Annotated in this window: 19 protein-coding genes; 17 read left to right on the forward strand and 2 right to left on the reverse strand. The window is 47.6% G+C overall.

Annotated elements, in window-relative coordinates:
• Nucleotides 1-42: 42 nt before the first annotated feature.
• Both carB and NST47_RS12865 read right to left on the reverse strand, forming a co-directional pair.
• Nucleotides 43-3,240, reverse strand: a complete 3,198-nt coding sequence (carB, locus tag NST47_RS12860) for a carbamoyl-phosphate synthase large subunit (protein ID WP_341155507.1) — start codon at nt 3,238-3,240, stop codon at nt 43-45.
• Complete coding sequence (locus NST47_RS12865; protein WP_341155508.1) at nt 3,227-4,357, reverse strand: carbamoyl phosphate synthase small subunit; 1,131 nt, start codon at nt 4,355-4,357, stop codon at nt 3,227-3,229. The genes carB and NST47_RS12865 overlap by 14 nt, the downstream gene beginning before the upstream one ends.
• Before the next feature lie 174 nt (nt 4,358-4,531).
• Here NST47_RS12865 and NST47_RS12870 point away from each other — a divergent pair, with 174 nt between their 5' ends.
• The 17 genes from NST47_RS12870 (at nt 4,532) to NST47_RS12950 (ending at nt 23,018) form a co-directional block, all read left to right on the forward strand.
• A complete protein-coding gene (locus NST47_RS12870) occupies nt 4,532-6,190 on the forward strand; it encodes a PucR family transcriptional regulator (protein ID WP_341155509.1) in 1,659 nt (552 codons plus the stop codon).
• Nucleotides 6,191-6,315: 125 nt separating this feature from the next.
• Nucleotides 6,316-7,605, forward strand: coding sequence for a dihydroorotase (locus tag NST47_RS12875; protein WP_341155510.1), 1,290 nt, complete (start codon nt 6,316-6,318; stop codon nt 7,603-7,605).
• The gene (deoB, locus tag NST47_RS12880; protein ID WP_341155511.1) at nt 7,602-8,783 is read left to right on the forward strand and encodes a phosphopentomutase; all 1,182 of its coding nucleotides are present in this window, start codon (nt 7,602-7,604) and stop codon (nt 8,781-8,783) included. Before NST47_RS12875 ends, deoB begins: the two co-directional genes overlap by 4 nt.
• Before the next feature lie 301 nt (nt 8,784-9,084).
• Complete coding sequence (locus tag NST47_RS12885) at nt 9,085-9,828, forward strand: ABC transporter ATP-binding protein (protein ID WP_341155512.1); 744 nt, start codon at nt 9,085-9,087, stop codon at nt 9,826-9,828.
• Nucleotides 9,828-10,595 carry an ABC transporter permease gene (locus NST47_RS12890; protein ID WP_076228305.1) on the forward strand — a complete coding sequence of 256 codons (768 nt, stop codon included), beginning with the start codon at nt 9,828-9,830 and terminating at the stop codon, nt 10,593-10,595. The genes NST47_RS12885 and NST47_RS12890 overlap by 1 nt, the downstream gene beginning before the upstream one ends.
• Before the next feature lie 24 nt (nt 10,596-10,619).
• The gene (locus tag NST47_RS12895; RefSeq protein ID WP_341155513.1) at nt 10,620-11,411 is read left to right on the forward strand and encodes a nucleoside phosphorylase; all 792 of its coding nucleotides are present in this window, start codon (nt 10,620-10,622) and stop codon (nt 11,409-11,411) included.
• The gene (locus NST47_RS12900) at nt 11,411-12,457 is read left to right on the forward strand and encodes an ABC transporter substrate-binding protein (RefSeq protein WP_341155514.1); all 1,047 of its coding nucleotides are present in this window, start codon (nt 11,411-11,413) and stop codon (nt 12,455-12,457) included. The genes NST47_RS12895 and NST47_RS12900 overlap by 1 nt, the downstream gene beginning before the upstream one ends.
• A 15-nt stretch (nt 12,458-12,472) precedes the next feature.
• A complete protein-coding gene (locus NST47_RS12905) occupies nt 12,473-13,246 on the forward strand; it encodes an ABC transporter permease (protein WP_341155515.1) in 774 nt (257 codons plus the stop codon).
• A 96-nt stretch (nt 13,247-13,342) separates the two neighbouring features.
• Nucleotides 13,343-14,656, forward strand: a complete 1,314-nt coding sequence (locus NST47_RS12910) for a Zn-dependent hydrolase (protein ID WP_341155516.1) — start codon at nt 13,343-13,345, stop codon at nt 14,654-14,656.
• Entirely contained in the window at nt 14,625-15,413 is a 789-nt protein-coding gene (locus NST47_RS12915) for a dihydroorotate dehydrogenase electron transfer subunit (protein ID WP_341155517.1), read from the forward strand. Before NST47_RS12910 ends, NST47_RS12915 begins: the two co-directional genes overlap by 32 nt.
• Nucleotides 15,410-16,375: a dihydroorotate dehydrogenase gene (locus NST47_RS12920; protein ID WP_341155518.1), complete on the forward strand. Its 966-nt coding sequence runs from the start codon at nt 15,410-15,412 to the stop codon at nt 16,373-16,375. The genes NST47_RS12915 and NST47_RS12920 overlap by 4 nt, the downstream gene beginning before the upstream one ends.
• 11 nt (nt 16,376-16,386) lie before the next feature.
• Entirely contained in the window at nt 16,387-18,093 is a 1,707-nt protein-coding gene (locus NST47_RS12925; protein ID WP_341155519.1) for a methyl-accepting chemotaxis protein, read from the forward strand.
• 127 nt (nt 18,094-18,220) lie between these two features.
• Nucleotides 18,221-18,406: a hypothetical protein gene (locus NST47_RS12930; RefSeq protein WP_076228292.1), complete on the forward strand. Its 186-nt coding sequence runs from the start codon at nt 18,221-18,223 to the stop codon at nt 18,404-18,406.
• A 250-nt stretch (nt 18,407-18,656) separates the two neighbouring features.
• Nucleotides 18,657-19,745, forward strand: coding sequence for a carbohydrate ABC transporter permease (locus tag NST47_RS12935; RefSeq protein ID WP_341155520.1), 1,089 nt, complete (start codon nt 18,657-18,659; stop codon nt 19,743-19,745).
• A 30-nt stretch (nt 19,746-19,775) separates the two neighbouring features.
• Nucleotides 19,776-20,669 (forward strand): carbohydrate ABC transporter permease, encoded by an 894-nt coding sequence (locus NST47_RS12940; protein ID WP_341155521.1) that lies wholly within the window; start codon nt 19,776-19,778, stop codon nt 20,667-20,669.
• Between the two features lie 49 nt (nt 20,670-20,718).
• Nucleotides 20,719-21,573, forward strand: coding sequence for an HAD family hydrolase (locus tag NST47_RS12945; protein ID WP_341155522.1), 855 nt, complete (start codon nt 20,719-20,721; stop codon nt 21,571-21,573).
• 23 nt (nt 21,574-21,596) lie between these two features.
• Nucleotides 21,597-23,018 (forward strand): MBL fold metallo-hydrolase, encoded by a 1,422-nt coding sequence (locus NST47_RS12950; RefSeq protein ID WP_341155523.1) that lies wholly within the window; start codon nt 21,597-21,599, stop codon nt 23,016-23,018.
• The last annotated feature ends 14 nt before the right edge of the window (nt 23,019-23,032 follow it).

Genomic DNA, 23,032 nt, shown 5'->3' on the forward strand with positions numbered 1-23,032 from the left:
ATGGGCTCGTTACTTCTGGGGCTAACGGAGGTCAGGTTAATGTCATACTAATGAATCCAAAGCAAAGGGTGTAAAGTATATGGATTCAAGCGTTTTTGTATAAGTGCGTACGGTATCCATAGAGGTCAGGCAAACAACACCGCTTTCTATGGCTTCACGACGCAGTTGGAAGCCGCTGCTGTCAGCCATTTTCCCTGTCGTCACCGTGTTGATGAACAGGTCCGCTTTGAGGCTTCGCAGCGAATGGACCATTTCCTCTATGGGAAGGCTTGCGGCTGGAATACCGGCTGCTTGCAGCACCTGCGCAGTCCCGGGTGTAGCGATAATTCTGTATCCCAGTTGGAAAAGCATGCTTAATGGCTCCACCACTTCCTGCTTATGCCTGTCGTCAACAGAAACAATAACAGTACCTTGAGCTGGAAGCTTCATGCCTGCGGCGAGCATGCCCTTATGCATCGCTTTGGCAAACACGGGGTCTCTGCCTATCACCTCACCGGTAGATTTCATGACCGGACCGAGTGCGATCTCGACTCCGCTTAATTTATGCATAGAAAACACGGGGACTTTGACGGATACTTCGTCTGTTTCCTTAAGTAAGCCCTCCGGAAATCCGAAAGAGGAGAGGTTTTGACCTAACGCTACTTTCGCAGCAATATTAGCCATAGAGACACTCGTGACTTTACTCATAAAAGGTACGGTTCTTGATGCACGCGGATTGACTTCGATAACATATACCAGCTCGTTTTCGACTAAAAACTGAATATTCACAAGTCCTACGATGCCGAGGTGTTCAGACAATTGTAAGGTGATGGCTACAATTTGAGCCTGGACACCGGATGATAAGCTTTGTGGTGGATATACGGCAATGGAGTCTCCGGAATGGACACCGGTTCGTTCGATTTGTTCCATAATGCCAGGAATCAAGATGGTTTGCCCATCATAAATGGCATCGATTTCGACCTCGATTCCGTGCATATAACGGTCGATTAAGACGGGATGCTCAGGGCTGACCTGGGCTGCACGTACCATATAAATCATCAGCTCGGCCTCGGAATGAACAATTTCCATGGCGCGTCCCCCAAGAACGTAGGAAGGACGTACCAATACAGGATAGCCGATACGTTGTGCGGTATCCGCAGCCTCGACAATCGAACGTGCTGTGGCTCCTTGTGGTTGAGCAATATGCAGCTTGCTAAGGAGCGCCTCGAATTTTTTGCGATCCTCGGCCGTATCGATTCCGGCAAAGCTGGTACCATAAATACGAATGCCTCGCTCCACTAAAGCCGACGCTAAGCCAATAGCTGTCTGACCGCCGAATTGCACGATAACGCCTTCTGGCTGCTCATGTTTAATCACATGCAGGACATCCTCAAGATGAAGAGGCTCGAAATACAAGCGGTCGGAAATGTCGAAATCGGTCGAAACCGTCTCTGGATTATTATTGATGATAACCGCTTCATAACCCATTTCCTGAATGGCTTTAACAGCATGAACGGTGGAGTAATCAAATTCGATTCCTTGTCCGATACGTATGGGACCAGAGCCCAATACTACGATCCTGGGCTTCGTTGGTATCGGGGTTTCATTTTCCATTTCATAGGTTGAATAATAATAAGACGAAGTTGCTTCAAACTCCGCCGAGCAGGTGTCCACCATCTTGTATACCGGAACCATGCCAAGAGCATATCGATATTGTTCAATCGCCAATGCGGTTGTCAAGGCATAGGAGGGATTCACTGAGCGGCGAATGCCAGCAATAGCCTGATCGCTGAAGCCGTGCTGCTTGGCTTCCAGAAGCAGTGACTCCGTTAGCACCTCTTGTTGAAGCTCATACTCGAATTGAACCAGCTGCTCGATATTGTGCAAGAACCACGAATCAATCTGTGTCAGACGATGAACGTCGGATACGGCGTATCCGCGACGAAATGATTCGGCAATCAGAAACAGCCGCTCATCATCCGCTTTTTGCAGCCGTTTATGCAATTCGTCTTGTTGGAGCTGCGCTGTGTCGGGAAGGTAGAGTCCTACCGCCCCAATTTCAAGGGAACGAACAGCTTTCTGCAGGGATTCCCCAAAGGTACGGCCAATCGCCATGACTTCCCCTGTAGCCTTCATTTGTGTGCCCAGCGTACGGTTGGCTGAAGGGAATTGATCAAACGGCCAACGTGGAATTTTCGTTACGATATAATCGAGCGCAGGCTCGAAGAAGGCATAGGTTTGGCCAGTAACCGGGTTAACGATTTCGTCGAGGGTAAAGCCCATTGCTATTTTGGCTGCAATTTTGGCTATCGGATACCCTGTGGCCTTGGATGCCAGAGCCGACGAACGGCTGACCCTCGGATTGACTTCGATGACGTAATACTGGTAGCTATCCGGGTCAAGCGCGAACTGGACATTGCATGCGCCCTCTATACCGAGCGAGCTAACGATTTGAATGGAGGCCGTGCGCAGCATTTGATATTCGCGATCGGATAAAGTTTGGCTCGGAGCTACAACAATACTATCCCCTGTATGTACGCCAACAGGATCGAAATTTTCCATATTGCAGATAACAATGCAATTATCGTGGGCATCACGCATAACCTCATACTCGATTTCCTTCATACCAGCGATGCTTTTTTCCACCAGACATTGACCGATGGGACTGCAATACAGACCGGAGCGGACGATATCCATGAGCTCATCCACCTGATGGGCAATACCACCACCACTTCCGCCCAGCGTATAAGCAGGGCGAACGATGACCGGATACCCGATTTGCTCGGCAAACCGTATAGCCTCATCGGGCTCGGTAACAATGACGCTCTGGGGCACAGGCTGCTGCAGCTCCTTCATCAGCTCGCGGAACAGCTCACGGTCCTCCGCCTTGCGGATGGCATCCAGCTGCGTACCAAGAAGCCTCACCTGTTCACGCTCCAGAATGCCGTCTTGAGCAAGCTCAAGCGCCATGTTGAGCCCCGTTTGCCCGCCAAGCGTGGCAAGTATCCCGTCAGGGCGCTCCTGCATGATGATCTGTTTGACGAATTCCAGCGTGATCGGCTCCAGATAAACCTTGTCGGCAAACGTATGATCGGTCATAATCGTAGCCGGATTGCTGTTAATAAGCACTACCTCTACGCCTTCCTCCTTAAGCGCTTGGCAAGCCTGTGTACCCGCATAGTCAAACTCGGCAGCCTGCCCAATCACGATGGGGCCTGATCCGATGATAAGAACTTTTTGATAAGCTTTATTTTTCGGCATACAACCGTTCTACTCCTTTGTCTTGAGAATTATTTAAAGTGCGAGTTGGCTGAAAACGATGGATAACGTCCAAAAATTGATCGAACAGCGCATTGCTGTCATAAGGCCCCGGAGATGCTTCGGGGTGGAACTGTACTGAAAATGCTGGATAATGGTTGTGCCGGAGTCCTTCTACTGTGCCATCGTTATTATTGATATGGGTGATCGTCAGATCGGTGGCAGCAACAGAAGATTCAACCACCGCATAGCTGTGATTTTGTGAGGTAATGAGACAGCGGCCGGTTTCCAAGTGCTTTACCGGATGGTTGGAGCCGCGGTGCCCGAAAGTCAGCTTGCTGCAATCCGCACCACAGGCCAGTGCAAACAGCTGATGTCCCAGACAAATACCGAACATCGGAATCTCGTCGAGAAGCTCCCGGATCACGGGTAACACATAAGCGACATCCTTCGGATCGCCCGGACCATTGGAGAGCAGAATGCCATCCGGATTAAAGCGGCGAATTTGCTCGGCAGTCGTATCATGAGGAACAACAGTAACATCGCATCCCCGGGTGATTAGCTCTCGGATAATACCCGATTTACAGCCGAAATCCACAACCACAATACGCTCTTTGGCCCCTGGGCTCCGGTATGGCTGCGGGGTGGAGACAAGCGCTGCCGGATTGCTCAGGGGAGATGCGGCATGCAACTGCTCCTGCAGTGAGGCCAGCGATTGGCTGCTGGTCGTCAGCAGACCCTTCATCGTACCGTGCTGTCGCAGAATACGTGTCAGCATTCGTGTGTCAATGCCGCTGATCCCTGGAATTTCATACTGCTTCAACAAGGCATCGAGACTCATGGACGATCTCCAATTGCTCGGTGCAAGCTCGTGTTTCCTAACAATAAAACCGTGAATCCACGAGCGGATAGCTTCAAAATCGTCCCGGTTGATACCATAATTTCCGATCAACGGATACGTCATCGTAACGAGCTGTCCGCAATAAGAAGGATCAGACAATACCTCCTGGTAACCCGTCATACCGGTTTGGAAGACGACCTCTCCTGCGGATTCTCTCTCACTGCCAAAAGCCTGGCCCTCAAAGAGGGTTCCATCCTCTAACAACAATCTGGCTTTCATCCTGCTTCACTCCTAAAATAATTATATGAAAAAGGTGGGATATTAAATTAAAGTTTTATAATTGTGATTAAATATACATTAAAACGAATAAATATACAATCCTATAATTTTTCTGGATAACTGACGAAGGGTCGCAAATGTAGTATAATGTCCTTTTCAAAGAGGAGGAGTTGGATGGGAGTCAGCGTCAAGGATGCGATGCAGATCGGCGGACTGGTCAAGTGCAAGGTAGTAGCCGGGGAAAAGGGACTGCATAAGACCATTGATTATATCACTGTTATGGAAGTACCGGATGTGATCCGTTGGCTGAAGGGAAATGACTTATTGTTGACGAGTCTGTATCCGATCAAGGACGATGAGGAAGCGATTGGACAGCTGGTTCAACAATTGCATGCTGTGGGAAGCTCTGCCTTGGCGATAAAAACCGAGCGGTACGTGAAACAAATCCCTGCTGCGATCATTGAGGCAGGGAACCGGCTTGATTTTCCAATTATTGAAATTGATGACGAGGTTTCCTATCTGGATATCATGACCCCATTGATGGAACGGAGCTTAAATCAGCCGGATCTGGGGAAGGAGCAGCTGGAAAAGTCGTTCCAGTGGATCACGGAGCTGGCGATGGGAGGCAAGGGCATACCGGCTTTGGTGGAAGCTGTCCAGCAAATGACGGAGAACATCATTACCGTGGGTTCGGAGATGCCTAACCTCGAAGGTATTTCGTCGGGCAGTCATGTCGCTCCCCTCACACGATCACAAAAAAACGAGTTGAAAATAGCGAAACGCTCGATCAGGATGGAGCGCATGCTTAATCACCTCAATACCCCCTGCATAGTCACGCCATTGCTGTTAAATGATGAGCTGTATGGAGATGTGACGTGCTGGCAAACCAAACGAGAATTTGTCGAGCGGGATTTTCTTATACTGGATCGAACGATACTGCTGATGGCTCTTGAGTTTTTGAAGGTGATTACGAAGGCGGATGTGGAGCAAAATTTTAAGGACGACCTGTTAACTGAAGTGCTTTTGGGGAATATTACGGATAAAGCCGAGGTTATTAATAAGGGGAGAATGTTCAACTGGGATTTAGCGAAGGATTATCAGGTGTTTGCTATCGCTTTTACCAGTTCTTCTTCACATACAACTCTGATCGAGAATGAAGCACTGTGGTTTCAGGAGCGTAAACGAAAGCTGCTGCGCAAAGTGAATGAGATTTTCCGATTTAATGCCATACTTACAATACGTAAGGAGCATATTATTGTGCTCTATCACTGCGATGGGACAGGTGCGACAGAATATGCCCAGCAACCGGGGCCTTACAAAAGCTCCACCATGGATTTGGCCGAATCTGCGTATCGACAGCTTTCGCAAGAATTTGAGGAATTGCAGTTTACCATCGGTATCGGGCGGTTTTATCAAGGACTGGAAGGCATTCACGAAGGGTATAAGGAGGCAGTCAAGGCGATTCAACTGGGAAAACCGATCAGTGGAGCCACAGGCTGTGTCCATTACGAGGATCTCGGTATCTATCGCGTATTGGGTCAGGTCAGTGATTGGAAAGAGATGGAGGAGCTGTATTCGGAAACCATCGGCAAGCTGGTAGAATACGACTGGAGTAACAATGCCACCCTTGCTGATACGCTGAGGGAGTACTTTGCCAGCAATTGCTCTTTGTCGGAATCGGCAGAAAAGCTGTTCGTTCACGTGAATACGATGAAATACCGGCTGCAAAAAATAGAACAGCTGACAGGCTGTAACGTTCATGATGCGGAGAAACGACTGCTGCTGCATATGGGACTCAAAATAGACCAGCTTTTACAGTCCGGCAATATTTAGGATTTGGCTAAACCGACGACACTCGGTTTATTTTTTTGTCCAATTCCACATATTCGCACCGCGATTTTCTTGGTACGATTTCTACTATCTCTTTCTATTACTTGAATTGAAAGGATTGACAGGACATGAAGATGCTTATAAAAAATGGAACGGTTATCAATCCGGAAAATAATTTTAACGAAATCGCTGATGTCGTCATCGAAGATGGCAAGGTGGTTGCTATTGGAAATAAGCAAGTTGAAGCTATAGATCATGTGATTGACGCAAAGGGTTTACTGGTGGTTCCGGGTCTGGTCGATATTCATGTTCATTTTCGTGATCCCGGCTTCCCGCAAAAGGAAACGATTTCATCAGGTGCTGCTTCTGCTGCCGCAGGGGGGTTTACCTCGGTGGTCTGCATGCCCAATACGAAGCCAAGTATTGATACGGTACAGACGCTTGAATATGTGCTTCGCACCGGACAGGAGCAAGCGGGCGTTAAGGTCTATTCCTCGGCAGCTCTGACTTACGGTATTGAAGGCAAGGTGCTGACGGAAATGGAAGCCCTTTATCGGGCAGGAGCTGTTACATTTACCGACGATGGCAAATCTGTTATGGACCCACGACTCGTGCATGAGGCTTTTCGCAAAGCTGCACAATTGGATGTGCCGATCAGCTCTCATTGTGAGGATCATCAGCTGGTTCACAGTGGTTCCCTTAATCAGGGTAAGGTAAGTGAGCAGCTAGGAGATCCGGGAATCCATCGGCTTGGTGAAGAATTGATTATTGCCCGTGATATCCTGTTCGCAGAAGATACGGGTGCAAGGCTTCACATTCAGCATGTGTCCACCTCCAGAGGCGTTCAGCTTATACGCGAAGCGAAGGCTAGAGGGGTACGGGTAACGGGTGAAGGTGCGCCGCATCATTTTTCCTTAACGGATGAACAGGCATTGGTAAGCGGCACGATGGCCAAGGTGAATCCACCGCTTCGCACCCGGGAGGATGTGGAAGCCGTCATTGCGGGTTTGGCCGACGGCACCCTGGATGCGATTGCAACCGATCATGCTCCGCACACGTTTGATGAGAAAGGGCGCCCATTAGCGGAAGCACCCTTTGGGATGGTGGGGCTGGAAACGGCTGTGGGTTTAACCTTCACCTACCTGGTTCATCCAGAGAAGCTGACTTTGACAGAGGCGATTGCCAAGCTGACGATTATCCCTTCGCGAATAATGGGTCTTTCTTCAGGAAGGCTGGCTGAGGGCTGTGATGCTGATATTACATTACTTGATCCGCAGAAAGAATGGACGGTCGATGCAGAAGCATTTCAATCCAAATCCCGAAACAGTCCGTTTATCGGTATGAAACTTAAAGGAAAAGCCGTTCTAACGATGGTCAATGGTAAGGTCGTATATGACGAAATGGGGATATCCAGATGACGATTCGATTTCCAAGAGTTTTTCTGATTGTTCTTGATAGTGTGGGCATCGGTGCGCTTCCGGATGCATCCCAATATGGAGATTCAGGCTCCCATACCCTGGGGCATATTGCCGAGACTACAGGACAACTACGGCTGCCGCACTTGGAGCAAATGGGGCTTGGCTGTATAGAAGCCATTCAAGGGCTGCAGGCTGTAGCAAATGCCAAGGCTCATTATGGGAAAATGGCCGAGATTTCAGCGGGCAAAGACACATTAACAGGTCACTGGGAGATCATGGGTGTATGTAATAAGGTGCCATTTCAAACTTTTCCTGAAGGCTTTCCTGAAGCGTTCATTCAGGCTCTGGAGACGGCAGCTGGCCGCCGTATTATCGGCAATAAGGTTGCTTCGGGCACCGATATTCTCGATGAGCTGGGTGCTCAGCATATGCAGAGTGGACATCTGATTGTATACACCTCAGCTGATAGTGTACTGCAGATTGCGGCGCATGAAGATATTGTCCCTCTTGAAGAATTATACGCAATTTGCCAGAAGGCAAGGGAAATGACCTTGAATGAGAACGGTATCGTCGTGGGCAGGGTCATTGCTCGTCCTTTCACTGGAGGGCCCGACCTGTTCGTAAGAACGCCGAATCGACGTGATTACGCTGTAAGCCCTCCTACGGCTACGGTCATGGATCGCTTGGTTGAGCAAGGGCTTGATAGTATAGGGATCGGTAAAATTTCTGATATATTTGCAGGGGCGGGTGTTACGGAAAGCTTGAAAACCAAATCCAACAGGGATGGAGTGGACTGGCTGCTGAGCGTTATGAAGCAGGATTTTACAGGTCTTTGCTTTTTGAATCTGGTTGATTTTGATGCTATTTATGGCCATCGTCGGGACCCGGCAGGCTATGCGTCCGCGTTACGGGAATTCGATGCGCGATTGCCGGAAATAACCGGGGCTTTAAGGCCCGATGATTTGCTCATCATTACGGCCGACCATGGTAATGATCCGACACATCCGGGCACGGACCACACCAGGGAATACGTGCCGCTGCTTGTTTCACATCGGAGCCTGGATCAAGGCTTGAATCTGGGAATTCGTACGACCTTTGCAGACGTTGGAGCGACGATAGCCGATAATTTCAGCTCGCTGCCCCCGGCATATGGACAAAGCTTTCTTTCTGATATCTAAGGGAAAAACTGCATACTCATTAAGAACAGTGGGCATGAATAAGAACAAGGAAAAACTTGCTAGACGAGCCGATTCCATATATTTCTATTCAGTTTCTGTATGATATTGTCATCGTCAAAGGATGAGCTGGAACAAGAATGGTAAATATGTACATTGTCTGTATGGACAAAAATGATAACTTTAATTTGTCGGTTTGGATATATTCCTTTACATTTATAAAATGTAAAATAAGTCTATACAAAAGGAACAGCTATTTATACAATGGTGTCCGTAAAATTGCGAAGTTTAAGGGGTGTTATACGTGTCTACTACTGCAATTCACATCGAGGATGTTAACAAAATCTACAAGGCAAGCGATGGGCGAGAGGTACAGGCGTTAACACATATTAATCTGGATGTAAAAAAAAGTGAGTTTATTTCCATTATTGGTCCATCCGGGTGTGGAAAATCAACCTTATTGCGCATACTCGCGAATTTGGATACGCCTTCCACGGGTAAGATTACATGGGAGAACTCGGCAGACAATATCGGTTTTGTGTTTCAGGATGCTACCTTGCTTCCTTGGAAGACCGTTTACCAGAATGCCAAATTTCCGCTTGAGGTCAAAAAGCTCGATACCCCGGCCAATCTGGCCAATCTGGATAAGCTTTTGGAGCTTGCAGGCTTGAAAGGATTTGAAAAAGCATATCCCCGTGAATTGTCCGGCGGGATGAGGCAGCGGGTAGCGATAGTCAGAGCATTATCGTATAATCCGGATGTTTTGCTCATGGATGAACCATTTGGCGCTTTGGATGCACTGACTCGTGACAAAATGGGACTGGAATTGCTTCGAATCTGGACCGAAACCCAAAAGACCATCCTGTTCGTGACTCACAGTATTTCGGAAGCTGCATTTCTATCGGATCGTGTTATTGTGATGTCACCCCGACCAGGGAAAATTGATGAAATTATCGACATTCAATTGCCACATCCACGGACCGTAGAAGTGAAGGAGACGATCGAGTTCGTGAACTACGTTAAAAAGCTAAGGGAAGTGCTGGGCTAATGCTGAGATTAAGGCAAGTTGGAGAGTATTTCGTTGCCATCCTTATTCTTGTAGTCATTTGGTATGTGTATGTCGTCGCTTTCGATGTACCTGCGTTTATCGTGCCGCTTCCTTCGGATGTAGGAGTAGCACTTATCGAAATGTTTTCCGCACAGGATTTGCTGCACCATTTTTTCGTCACCTCGGGTGAAGTGCTCGCAGGTTTTGTATTGGGGATCGTTTTTGGTTATTTGGTCGGCTATTTGATCGGCCGTTTTAAATTTCTTGAAGAAGCATTGATGCCTTATATTCTTCTTGCCCAAACGGCGCCGAAGATTGCCCTTGCTCCTTTATTTGTCATTTGGTTTGGTCTTGGCTTCACCTCCAAGCTGATGTTAATTGTATCTATGGTGTTTTTTCCAGTTATGCTGGGTGCCATATTCGGCTTGAAAAGTGTCACGTATAATCTCAAATGCTTAATGCAAATAACGGGATTAAACTGGTGGCAAAAAATCATTCAAGTTGAGCTTCCGTATTCCTTGCCGCAAATTTTTGCGGGCTTGAAGGTCGGCATGGTTCAGGCGGTTATTGCTGCTATTGTTGCGGAATGGATATCAGGAGAGAGCGGGCTTGGTTATTTACTGGTGTTTAACAGCACGACATACAATTCCCCTATGCTGTTTGCCAGTATTATATATACGATAGTTGTTGGGATTATTTTCTATGCACTTATTAGCTTTTTGGAAAACCGTTTTCTGTTCTGGCACGATTCCAAGCAAGTGAAATAATATTAGGGGAGGTGAAAAGAGAAGATGAACAGCAGATTCATTCAAGCAGATTTTCCTCTATATGAAGGAACGAAAGTACCTCATCTACGCATCTCCGAAGGGGAAACAGCACCTTACGTACTGCTGCCAGGCGACCCGGCGCGAGTTGAGCTGATCCGTGAACTGTTTGACAGCTATGACATCATCAGCTCGAATCGTGAATTTAAAGTCGGTACAGGCGAGTACAAGGGGAATCCGATCTCTGTCTGCTCAACCGGTATCGGTGGTCCTTCCACAGAAATTGCTGTTCTGGAGCTGCTTCGCTTAAAAGCTAAATGTTTGCTTCGCATTGGCGGGACGGGCGCGATTCAAGAAGGCATTGATTGCGGGGATATGATCATCAATACGGGAAGTGTCCGATTAGGTGGTACAACTGGCCATTATGCACGCCCTGAATTTCCGGCGCTGGCCAATCATTATGTGACTCAGGCGTTAATTGAAGCCTGTGAGGAATTAGGCTACCGCTACCATATTGGAATTGGCGCAACAACCTCTTCCTTTTATCATGGTCAGGGGAGAGACGTAGCCCCTTACAATTATTCAACTGACATCATTAATGAGATGAAATCGCTTGGCGTGCTGAATCTGGAGATGGAATCAGAGACGCTGCTAACGATTGCTTCGGTTATGGGCGCTTACGCAGGCACCTTACTTGTTGTGCATGCTAACCGCATCACGAATCAATGGCTGGTTGATTATGAGGAAAGTCAAATGAAACTATGTAAGGCCGCTTTGCTAGCTGTAGACAAATTGATAAGTAGGGGTGTTGTTTCGTGATGAAGAAAAAATCAATTAGCCTTTTAATTTGTATGTTGTTTGTTGCCTCAATTTTGGCTGCTTGTGGAGCTAAGACGGGGAATGAAGCTGCACCTGCTGCACCTGCGCCAGCCGCAACCGATAAGCCTAAGGAGCTGCAAAAGGTTACCATTCAAATGGACGGAGCTGCTGTTCCTTACTATGCACCGATGTATGTGGCCAAAGAACAAGGCTTTTTCAAGGAGCAAGGTCTGGATGTTGATTTTGTTTATGCCGATGCTGCAAGTATCGTGAAGAATGTTGCTGCGGATAACGTGCAATTCGGATTTCCTAATGCGGATGCAGTTATTACAGCCAAATCACAGGGCATTCCTGTAAAAGTTGTACACACCACTTATCAACGTGGTTTGGGAGCAACTATTTTCAAGAAAAATAAAGGGATCACAGGTCCTAAAGATTTGAAGGGCAAGACAGTTGCCGTAACCAGCTTCGGAAGCCCGAACTATATCCAGCTGCAAGTTATGCTCGAGAAGAACGGCATGAATATCAAAGACGTGAATACGAAAATTGTAGGTACAGGTGCTATTGTCAATGCGCTGGTGTCTGATGAAGTCGATGCTATCACTTTCTCAATGTTGAGAACCGTTGAGCTCAAAAACAGCGGTGTGGATGTTGATGAAATTCGCTCTGACGATTTCTTGCCTTCATTCGGTAATGTTGTAATCGCATCGGATAAGTATTTGTCCAGCAATAAGAACACGGTTATTGCGTTCAATAAAGCATTGAACCAATCGTTGGATTATATTATTAAAGGCAATGCCAAAGCAGCCATCGACATGTCCATCAAGAAGTATGCAACATCGTCTGAAGGTAAACAGGAAATTACAGAACAAATATTCAACGATGTGTTCATTCCTTACCTGTGGCAAAGTGATCTGACGAAGAAAGATGGCTATGGAGCTGCCGATATGGCAAGATGGCAAGCATCCATCGATACTCAAAAAACGTTTGATACGATCAAGACCAGCTTTAAAGCAGAAGATTTAGTTGTAACCAATCTAAAGTAACGCAGGTGATCGTAAATGAAGTATTACGGACGTAAAAGCTTGCTCGTTCTTGCTACGCTGATTGTGTTTATAGGGCTATGGCAAGCCTACGTATCTGTATTTCATATACCGGTACAAATTCTTCCGGGTCCATTATTGTTCTTGTCCAAGTTTTTGAATATTATGGCAATGGGTGATATGAGCACGCATATTGGGTTAACGTTGTATGAGATTTTTGTCGGATTTTTGATTGGTTGTGTGCTGGGCTTGCTCTTCGGATATTTACTTGCCAAGAGTGTACTGCTGGAGCGGATGTTCACGCCGTATATCGTCTTGGTTCAAATTGCACCCAAAATATCGATCGCTCCGCTGTTTCTATTATGGTTCGGGCTGGGTGCTACCTCGAAGATTGCTTTGGTCATACTGGTTGTCTTTTTCCCTATCATGGTCAATACGATTGTCGGTATTCGTTCAGTGGAGAGCAATATGCAGGACTTGCTGCATATTCTCAAGGCTAATCGGTGGCAGCGTTTCTGGACAGTGGAGATTCCTTATTCATTGCCTTCGATCATGTCAGGTGTCAAAGTGTCTACGACCTATGCGATTACCGGTGCCGTGATTGGAGAAATGATCGGTGCCAAGGCAGGTCTCGGGTATCTCGTTATTCTGGGCAGTGAAACCTATGATATTAACCTTATACTAACAGCTGTATTGTTATTAAGCGTAATCGGTCTGGTTTTATACCTTTTGTCTAATGTATTGGAAAAAAGGCTGCTCCGTTGGCATGAATCTCAAGAAGTTATTATGTAAGCAAAGCTTTCCGTTTCAGCCGACCCCAACGTTTTGTAATCTGTCTGACAGACCTTAACGAAGGGGCGTTTTTTTTAGAGTAAGAGGTGAAGAATCGTGAATATCACTCGATTGGAGACTGCGTTAATAGAAGTCAATGAGATAGGTGCTGTCAAAGGGCAGGGAATCACCAGACTTGCCTACTCTCGCGAGCATTGGGCTGCGAATGCTTACTTTATTCAAAAGTGCGAGGAAGCAGGGATGTCCGTACGCATCGATGCCTGCGGCAATGTGATTGCACGGAGGGAAGGCAGCGATCCACAGCTGCCCGCTGTAGCTTGCGGATCTCATCTGGATACGGTGCAGCACGGTGGTGGTTACGATGGAACACTTGGCGTTATAGCCGGGTTGGAAATGATACGCAGCTTGAATGATAGAGGCGTTGTCACCCGTTATCCGATTGAGCTTATTTCATTCGCTTGTGAAGAATCGGCGAGGTTTGGTGTCTCGACAATTGGAAGTAAAGCGATGGCAGGGAAGTTGAACCCCGATTCGCTTGCGCATCTGCTGGATAATGAAGGTACATCCTTTCCGCAGGCACTGGCTGCAGTCGGATTGGACTTTACACAAATCACAAATGCACGAAGAAAGAACAATGCACTGAAAGCTTTTTTTGAGCTTCATATCGAGCAAGGTCCGCTGCTTGAAAAGCGCGGAGTGGAGATTGGCATTGTCACAGGCATAGCTGCTCCCATCCGTCTGGAAGTAACGATTCAGGGTCAAGCGTCCCACTCGGGGACGACACCTATGAACATGCGTAAGGATGCGTTGATCGGAGCTGCCGAGATCATCACGGCTCTGGAGAAGGCGGCGTTAGAGCAAACCGAGCACGATACAGTCGCTACCGCAGGTGTGTGCGAGGTACTTCCGGGAGCGATGAATGTAGTACCGGATTGGGTAAGCCTGAAGATTGATATTCGCGGTACAGATGCGACTTCCAGACAAATGATTATCGAACAGCTATACACTTTGTTTCATGAATTGGAAAAAAAACGGGGACTGCAGATTGCAGCGCGAATCTTAAGTGAAGAAAAGCCGGTTTCCTTGGATAAAGAAACGATACGTTTATTGTCCTCCGAATGTGAGGCTCAAGGTGTCACTTATACGAATATGATGAGCGGTGCCGGGCATGATGCGATGAATATGGCAAGTATTTGTAAAACCGGTATGATTTTCATTCCATCCAGAGACGGTATCAGCCATCATAAAGATGAATACAGCTCCATCTCCCAAATAGCAAAAGGCGCTGCCTTGTTGGAAGAAGTTGTTCTCCGGTGTGCAGAAGAGATTCGGAATGGTTCAACCGGGATATTGAATAACATGGACAGGAGCATACAAGATGAAAGCGGAAAAAAGAAAAGTGCTATCTAATCAACAAGTCAGCGAGCGTTATTGGCATATGATTGTTGATGCGTCAGACCTACAGATCACAGCAAAGCCCGGCCAGTTCTTTAATGTTCTCTGCGGGGAGTCTTATTATCCGCTGCTGCGTCGGCCTTTTAGCATATACAGAATTAATAAAGACAGCAATACGCTCGAATTTCTTTATTTGGTTAAAGGGATCGGGACCAAGCAGCTGGCAACTATTCAGGCAGGAGATACTGTCGATATTTTTGGTCCGCTTGGCAATGGCTTTACCCTGCGTGAAGAAGCCGGGACGATTCTGATGCTCGCTCGTGGCGTTGGCATCGCCACACTGGCAGCGCTGGCGCAAGAAGCTGCTCAGCAGGGAGTCCGCAGTGTGGCTATCCTTAGCGCGAGAACAGCTAATGATTTACTTGCAGCAGATGCTTTGCAAGGGTTCGGTGCGGAAGTATACAAGGTGACGGACGAAGACGGCAGCAGCGATGTCGAGCAGGTACGGCTGTTGATTGAGCGTATTATGCAAGAGCATTCCATCCAGGCCGCCTACACCTGCGGTTCCAAACGATTGTCTATGCTGCTGCAGGAGATTGCCGCCGGGCAGGATATATTCGCCGAAATTGCATTGGAAGAAAATATGGGCTGTGCGATGGGTGTCTGTTTTGCTTGTGTCTGCGATATTCAGGACCAGGATGGAGCTACCCGGAGTGTCAGGGTTTGTAGAGAGGGTCCCGTGTTTGCCCTGGAACAGGTGGTGCTATCATGATGAAAGCGGACCAAGGAACAAGGATACAGGAAGCTGATTTAAATCTGCAAGTCCAAATCGGAAGTCTCATGTTACAGAACCCGATCATGCCAGCCTCGGGAGCCTTCGGCGAAGAGATGGAACAGGTGATCGATTTTAATGAAATTGGGGCGATCGTTCCGAAAAGTATTACCAAGCATCCACGTAAGGGGAATTTAACGCCAAGAGTTTGCGAGGTTCCTGCTGGAATGATCAATTCCATTGGCATTCAGAGCAAAGGAATTGCGTATTACCTGAAAGAAACGATTCCGAGTTATGATAAGTATGATGTACCTCTCATCTCCAGTATTTCGGCAGATTCGATCGATGAGTTTGCGGAGATGGCGGAGATTATCGGAAAGCTGGATAGAGTCGGAGCCTTGGAGCTGAATATCTCATGTCCCAATCTGAAAGGAAATGGACTTGCCTTCGGTATGGACCCGGAAAGCACACGCGCATTAGTCCGTAAGGTGAAGGAAGTTACCGACAAGCCGATTATCGCGAAGCTCTCGCCCAACGTGACCAGCATTCAGGAAATTGCCCTCGCAGCTGAGCAAGGTGGAGCGGATGGGTTGAATGTAGCCAATACCATACTGGCCATGGCTATTGATATCCATACACGCAAGCCCAAAATCGGCAATAATATGGGCGGATTATCCGGTCCGGCGGTCAAACCGATTATTGTCCGTATGATTTATCAGGTGCGTCAGGTCACCTCTTTACCGATTATCGGCTGTGGCGGGGTTTCTAGTGGCGAGGATGCCATCGAAATGATTTTGGCTGGAGCTACTGCGATACAAGTAGGAACGGCCAGCTTTATCCAACCAACAGCAATGATCGATATTCTACAGGAAATCAAGGACTACATGGTACTTTATCAAATCCAGAATATTAATGATTTAATAGGGAAAGTTATGGTAAATAGTATTTATGCTGCTGATTAGGGAGGTTTAATTTGAGTATAGCCATACTTCGCAATCTGAAATTCAGATCCAAAATGATTATTTTAAATGTGACAGCTCTTATCTCCATCATTTTTATTGCGTTTGTAGGCTATCATTATATGACGAGTATGGCTGCGAATTCCAAGGAAATGTACATGAGCCGATTGATGCCGGTCAAATGGATCAATAATATTCAAACCAGCACACGCACAAACGAAGCCAGTATGCTTGAGTTTCTGTTGACGAAGGATGAACTGTTAAAAATTAAGATCAGCAAGCAGGATCAATTTATCGATACTACGATTGAAGCATACAGTAAGATTGCCAACACTCCGACCGAAATGGAGCTGCTCGAGCAATATAAGAAGCTGCTTCCTGCCTACCGTACAGCTGTTGACAAGGTAATCGAGCTTGCTATGGCTAATAATGAAGCAAAGGCTTATGATGCATTTGTGACAGAGACCAGCATCTTAGGCAAACAAATTAATCAAACCTTAATTGACCTGTCTGATTATAATGAACAAATCGCTGAACAATTGTATGGGCAAACAGAGCGGGATGCGAGTACAGCAAAGGTCATTACTTTTATTTCAACCTTGCTCGCTGTAGCGGTTTCTATCCTGGTAGGGGTTATGATCAATCATGTTATCACTACACCACTGCGCTCCCTGCAAGAGTTAATGAACCGGGCTGGTGCTGGCGATCTTTCGGTAAATGGAGATTATCCTTATCAGGATGAGGTGGGCAGTCTGACGGGCTCCTTTAATAAAATGCTGGAAGGCTTGCGTGCTTTGGTCATTCAGGTGTCGGACAATGCGCTGATCATTTCCTCAAGCTCACAACAGCTGCTGGCAAGTACAGAGCAAAGCGCGCTGGCCTCCGAGCAGATTGCTTCATCAAGCGAATATTTGGAGCAGGAGCTGGATAAGCAAGTGATCAGCTTGGAGGATGCGACGAATGCTATTGATCAAATGGCGGACAAGATCACAGCGATCCAAAGTAACAGCGAAAATGTGTATGTATCTGCTGGCCAGGCCGCTACCTCTTCCAAAGAAGGGGCCTTGACCGTCACATCCGTATCGGAACAAATGGTATCGATCCATTCATCGGTGAAAGATCTGGATGCTACTATTGAGCTGTTGACTACGCATATTCGTGATATTGGCAAATTCGTTGCCGTCATCCATGAGATTTCAGCTCAGACGAACCTGCTTTCCTTGAATGCAGCTATTGAATCGGCGCGTGCGGGAGAAGCGGGAAAAGGCTTCGCTGTAGTCGCTGCAGAGGTCAAAAAGCTTGCTGACGAATCCGCAGTATCCTCCCAACAAATTGAGAGGCTGATCGGTTTGATTCAATCGGAGATGAAACGGATTGGCAGCACCATGCAGAGCGGTTTATACGAAGTGGAATTAGGGATCGCAAAAACGCAGCAAGCCCAAGTCGTCTTTCAGCATATTGACGAAGCAGTTGACCATGTATACGCAGGAGTAAGCAGTGTCAAAGAAACGGTTGACCATTTGATATTAGGCAGCCAAAGAATCGTAACCGTTATGGATGTCGTCGATAACGTTGCCAAAGAGGGCAAGGCAGTGAGTAGGCAAAGCTCAGCTTCAAGTCAGGAGCAATTCTCCAGTATGGAAGAAATCAGAAGTGCAGCTGAATCACTAGCCAAGCTTTCTGAGGATTTGCAGCTAGCCCTACAGCATTTTCGACTATAAACGACATATTTTTACAAAATTCGCTAGATTGTCATAGTGTTGATGATGATTTTAAGGTAAACTAATGGCAAGCGACACAGTTGGTTTATCCATTCGTCGATACCACATTTATGGAAGGAATGATTTTATGAATAAAGTTGAAAAGGTAAAAGCATTTTCAGAGTTGTTTGAACTCATTAACATGTATTATGTTGAACGGGATCAACCAAGCGAGGAAGACAACTTTTTTGCAAAAGTGGAGAACTGCTGCGATCTATTGGAATTGGATTTTGAAGAGCTTAAAAAAGCGTTTGAACTTAACTCATTGGCTTAATACCTATACGTTTGGAACAATGACCTGGCCCTTGGCCAGGTTTTTTTAATTTTCGCGAAAGTCAGAGGCATCTGAAATGACCGTTATTGTTACGATTATGACCGTTTGAGCGCAGTAGGGTGCCGACAAGTGTAAACAACGGTAAGCATTTCAACAATATCTTTACTTGTCTCTAATCCTTGCAAAACATTGCATAGGTAGAATCGGTATGTAAGCCAAACAAGGAAGCTATCAGGAAGGAGCATTCGGAGTGATATCTAAAGAGGCTGTAGCATTAGGGAGTAAGCCTACTGTTAAACCTGCCGCAACCCTTCGTGAACGCAAGCAAGTCAAGCCGCGTTCCAAACGAAAAACAAGAGAAGCATGGACTGGATTTATGTATGCCCTGCCTGCACTGGCACTATTATTGCTGTTTCGATACTGGCCGCTTGTGTTCGGGATGTGGATCAGTTTATGGAAATGGGGATATGTGCCGGAGCGTTTTATTGGCTTGGACAATTATATGCGAATATTCACCGAGGATCTAATTGTGAGTGATCCTGCAGCCGGCTTGGAGCTTGGCGCTGTCGCGCAGGCATTCATGGTGACGATCTTTTATGCGATAGGAACGATTCCGTTAACGTTATTGCTTGCTTTTATTGTAGCTTATGTGTTGTTTCATATTACGAAAGGCAAGACACTGCTGCGGGTTCTGTTTTTTCTTCCTTATATTACCTCTCATGTAGCAGCAGCGATTGTGTTCAAATGGATTTTTCATCCGAGTGTAGGTCTTGCCAATTGGGGGGTGCGCTCCATGGGAGGAACTCCGCAGCAGTGGCTTACTGATCCTGATCCCATTCTGATCAAGCTGATCACGACGCTTGGAGGCCAATGGCCGGCTGCCATTCCGACCGTGTTCGCAGGACCGACCTGGGCACTGGCTGTCATTATATTATTCTCGATATGGAGCAGTCTTGGCTTTCAGATAATCGTGTTCCTGTCCGGTATGACACAAATTCCGCATGATCTGACGGAGGCGGCCCGTATGGATGGAGCGCGGACCTGGAATGTGATCCGTCATGTGACGCTTCCGCTGTTGTCTCCGACCTGGTTTCTGCTTACGATCATATCGGTCATCGGGGCTTTTGAATCGTTTAATGCCTTTTATGTATTTTCCGGTGGTGAGGGTGGTCCCCTTGGCTCGACAATGTCGTTGCCATTGTATATTTTCCGTAGCTTTTATGTGTATGGTCAGATCGGCTATGCTTCGGCAGTATCTATGGTATTGTTCGTGCTGCTGCTGGGATTGACCTGGCTGCAGCTGCGCTACGGTGAGAAAAAGGTTCATTATATGCATTAAACGGAGGAAAGCTGTGAGGAGGAATGTAGCATGTACCAAATGGTTGGGGCGCGTCGCTCCTCCAAAATCTTATGGACAGTTGTATTGATCAGTGTGGGGTTATTGGCTTGCTGTGTCGTGTTTCCTTTCTTTTGGATGATCCTGACCTCGCTAAAAAGCGCCGTGGAAATCAATCGGATGCCGCCGACCGTGCTGCCTGAGCTGTGGCAGTTTCACAACTATGCGGCTGCTTGGCTAAAACCGGAGTCGACCTTTGAGCAGTATTTTATAAATACAGTCATTATCGCCGGGATTGGAACGGCTTTGCAGCTGCTGGTTTGTGTTCCGATAGCTTTTGCCATCACGCACTTTTCATTTCGCGGACGCAACCTGATTTTTATGCTGGTGGTCATCACGATGCTGATTCCTTACGATGTTACGCTGGTTCCCAATTTTGTAACAATGCGTCATATCCCTTTCGCTGGCGGCAATGATTGGCTGGGTGACGGTGGTCAAGGGTTTTACGATAGCTACATGGGGATGCTGCTGCCGTTTCTGGCTGAGGCGTTCACGATATTTTTACTGAGACAGGCGTTTCTTTCCGTACAGAAGGAATACTGGGAGGCGGCTCAGGTCGATGGAATGTCAAATGGTCGCTATCTGTGGACGGTGCTGCTTCCACTTGTGCTGCCTTCGTTGATAACGACAGCATTGCTGGCATTTATCGGTAAATGGAACGGTGTGCTGTGGCCACTGCTGATCACGTCCAGTGAATCACTCAGACCGCTGCAGGTTGGACTGCTCTATTTTGTCAGCGAGGAAGGTCCGAATTACCATCTTCTGATGGCGGCGGCTACCTTCACAATCGCACCGATTGTGCTGCTGTATGTGTTCGCTCAGCGCTGGTTTCATCAAGGTATCACAGCAACAGGACTTAAAGGATAAGCAAGCTTGCATACAAACATAGCAGTTGCTTGACAGAGGAGGATTACAGATGAATGGGCTGCACAATGTAGAGGTCGTACTATTTGATCTGGACGGTACGCTTTATCAGGATGGAACCTTTTATAAACGCTACCTGGAGCTTTTGTTTGACAAAGGGGAGCATGCTGCAAGGCTGGAAGAGCTTCTAGTCGAAATGGCTTCTTTATTGGAAGGAGGTCATCCGAGCAGCATTGGGGATTGGTACCACCCGGGTTCGGATACATGGACACGCGGTGGAGATCTGACCGTGTACCGGGATTGGCAGGGTCAGCAAGTAGAGGCTGTAACGAATACGGCAGAAATGGCTTCTATATATGCAGGGGATGCCTGGAGTCTGGTCAGCATCTTTGCAGCCAAATACGGTGTTGAGGAAGGGCAGCGACAACAAGCCTTCCAGCAGGTACGCAAGGAAATGCTGCAGGGCGCTTCAAGCTTTGAACGCCATCTGGGTCTATACGAGGCGATTGGGGGACTGACCGGAGTACGTAAACGGATCCTGCTCACCAACTCGCCGGAAAATACAGGCCGCGAATTTATTTCGGCGCTTGCCTGCACGGAGCTGTTCGACGAAATCGTGTATGGGGCTGGAAAGCCAAGTGGTCTTGAACGATATATGTCTGAGCTGATTGAGCAGGAGGGTCTGCGTCCAGATCAAATCTTATCAATTGGCGATCACGCCTGGAACGATCTGTACCCAGTACGCAAGCTTGGTGGCCGAACCGTTTGGCTGTCTCCGTATCCATCCTCGGAAACAGTGCAATGGGATGTGCAGCTGTCCACTCTTGATGAGCTGGCAGACCTGTTGGTGAGGCTGCAGCAAGCACAGGAGCAGAAGCTGGAACAACAGACTGAGGTCAACACATAAAGCATTCAAAGGAGGAAACAAACATGAGTGAACGGTATGAGGAAAAGCTTACCTTCTACGGCGGACTGACTACGATTGGCGGTGTACATATTATGTACAGCTGCGGGGATACGGGTATCGTATTCGATCTGGGTATGGCACGCGGTTTTTTCAACGGAGATACCCGGGTTCGGTCAGATTATGGTATTCGCAGTTTTTTACTGACACGCATGGCTCCGCCTGTGCTTGATCTATACGATCCCGAACTGCTGGGTGATCTGGGCGAAGCAGAGCTGCAGCAGGTATGGGGCAGGGAGCAGCTGGAGCAGGTAACCAATCTGCATGGCTTTGTCAGTCACATTCATCAGGATCATATGGCACTCTTGCCCTCACTTCGGCCTAATCTCCCGGTATGGATGCATCGCGATGCCTATGCCGTATATGAAGCGATTGTGGCAGCGGGTGAATATGAAGACACACGTGCTGATATTCGCATCATTGAGGACGGGCAGATCGTCGATTACGGTCCCTTCCGCATCGAATTTATTGAGGTCGATCATGATAGCCCCGGTGTGACAGGCTTCATCATTCATGGACCGGAGCATCGGATAGCTTTTACCGCTGACTGGCGGCGACATGGACGAAATCATCATCGTCTGGACCGTTTTATCGAACGCTGTCAGACGGTTGGTGTGGATGTGCTGATTACAGAAGGCACAAGGATGCGCCCTGACACTTTATTCCGGAAGCCGAAGGATCGGCTTGAGGTGCAGGTAGCTGTTGAATGCCGCCTGGCGATGGAGCAAACGGACGGATTAGTGTATGTGAACATTCTTGCCCGTAATGTGGAGCGAGTAGCCGATCTGATTATGAAGACGCAGGAAGCAGGTCGTGAGCTGGTGATGGACGAAAGTACGGCTGTGCTCTGGTTTGAGGCTTCAGATAAGCTGCAGGTGCTGTCCGGACATCCCGCGCTGGAAGCTGGACGCCATGTAATCCGACTGCTTCGCACACCTGTTTGGTCACAAGGACCACGCCCTGCGAAGAATGTTAAGCTTCCTTATGCGCCTATTACAGTGAATGAGATTACAGCGAATAAATCACAGTATGCGGTTTACCTAATCTATCCACTCACTGCATTAATTGCAGAGCTTGAGACCAAAGGCTCGCAAGCTGCAGCGTCCATATACGTTCATGCTGATGGCAATCCGCTGACTTCGGCTGACGAAACGCTGTTAAAGTGGTTGAACGAATTTGGCGTTCAATACCGTTATTGTGCAACCGGAGGTCACGCAGCTCCGCAAGAAATTACGGAATTGACGACTGCCATTGCGCCGGGACTCGTGATTCCACTGCACAGCAACCATCCGACCTTGTTCAACAGCGGTGGCGTCCGCAAATATTATCCAGCTCCCGGAGAAAGCTTCAAGGTGTCCGAGCTTGTGGGTAATAAAACAACCGTGTAGCACTTGCATTCAAC

Source organism: Paenibacillus sp. FSL H8-0034, assembly GCF_038000305.1.
GTDB lineage: Bacteria > Bacillota > Bacilli > Paenibacillales > NBRC-103111 > Paenibacillus_S.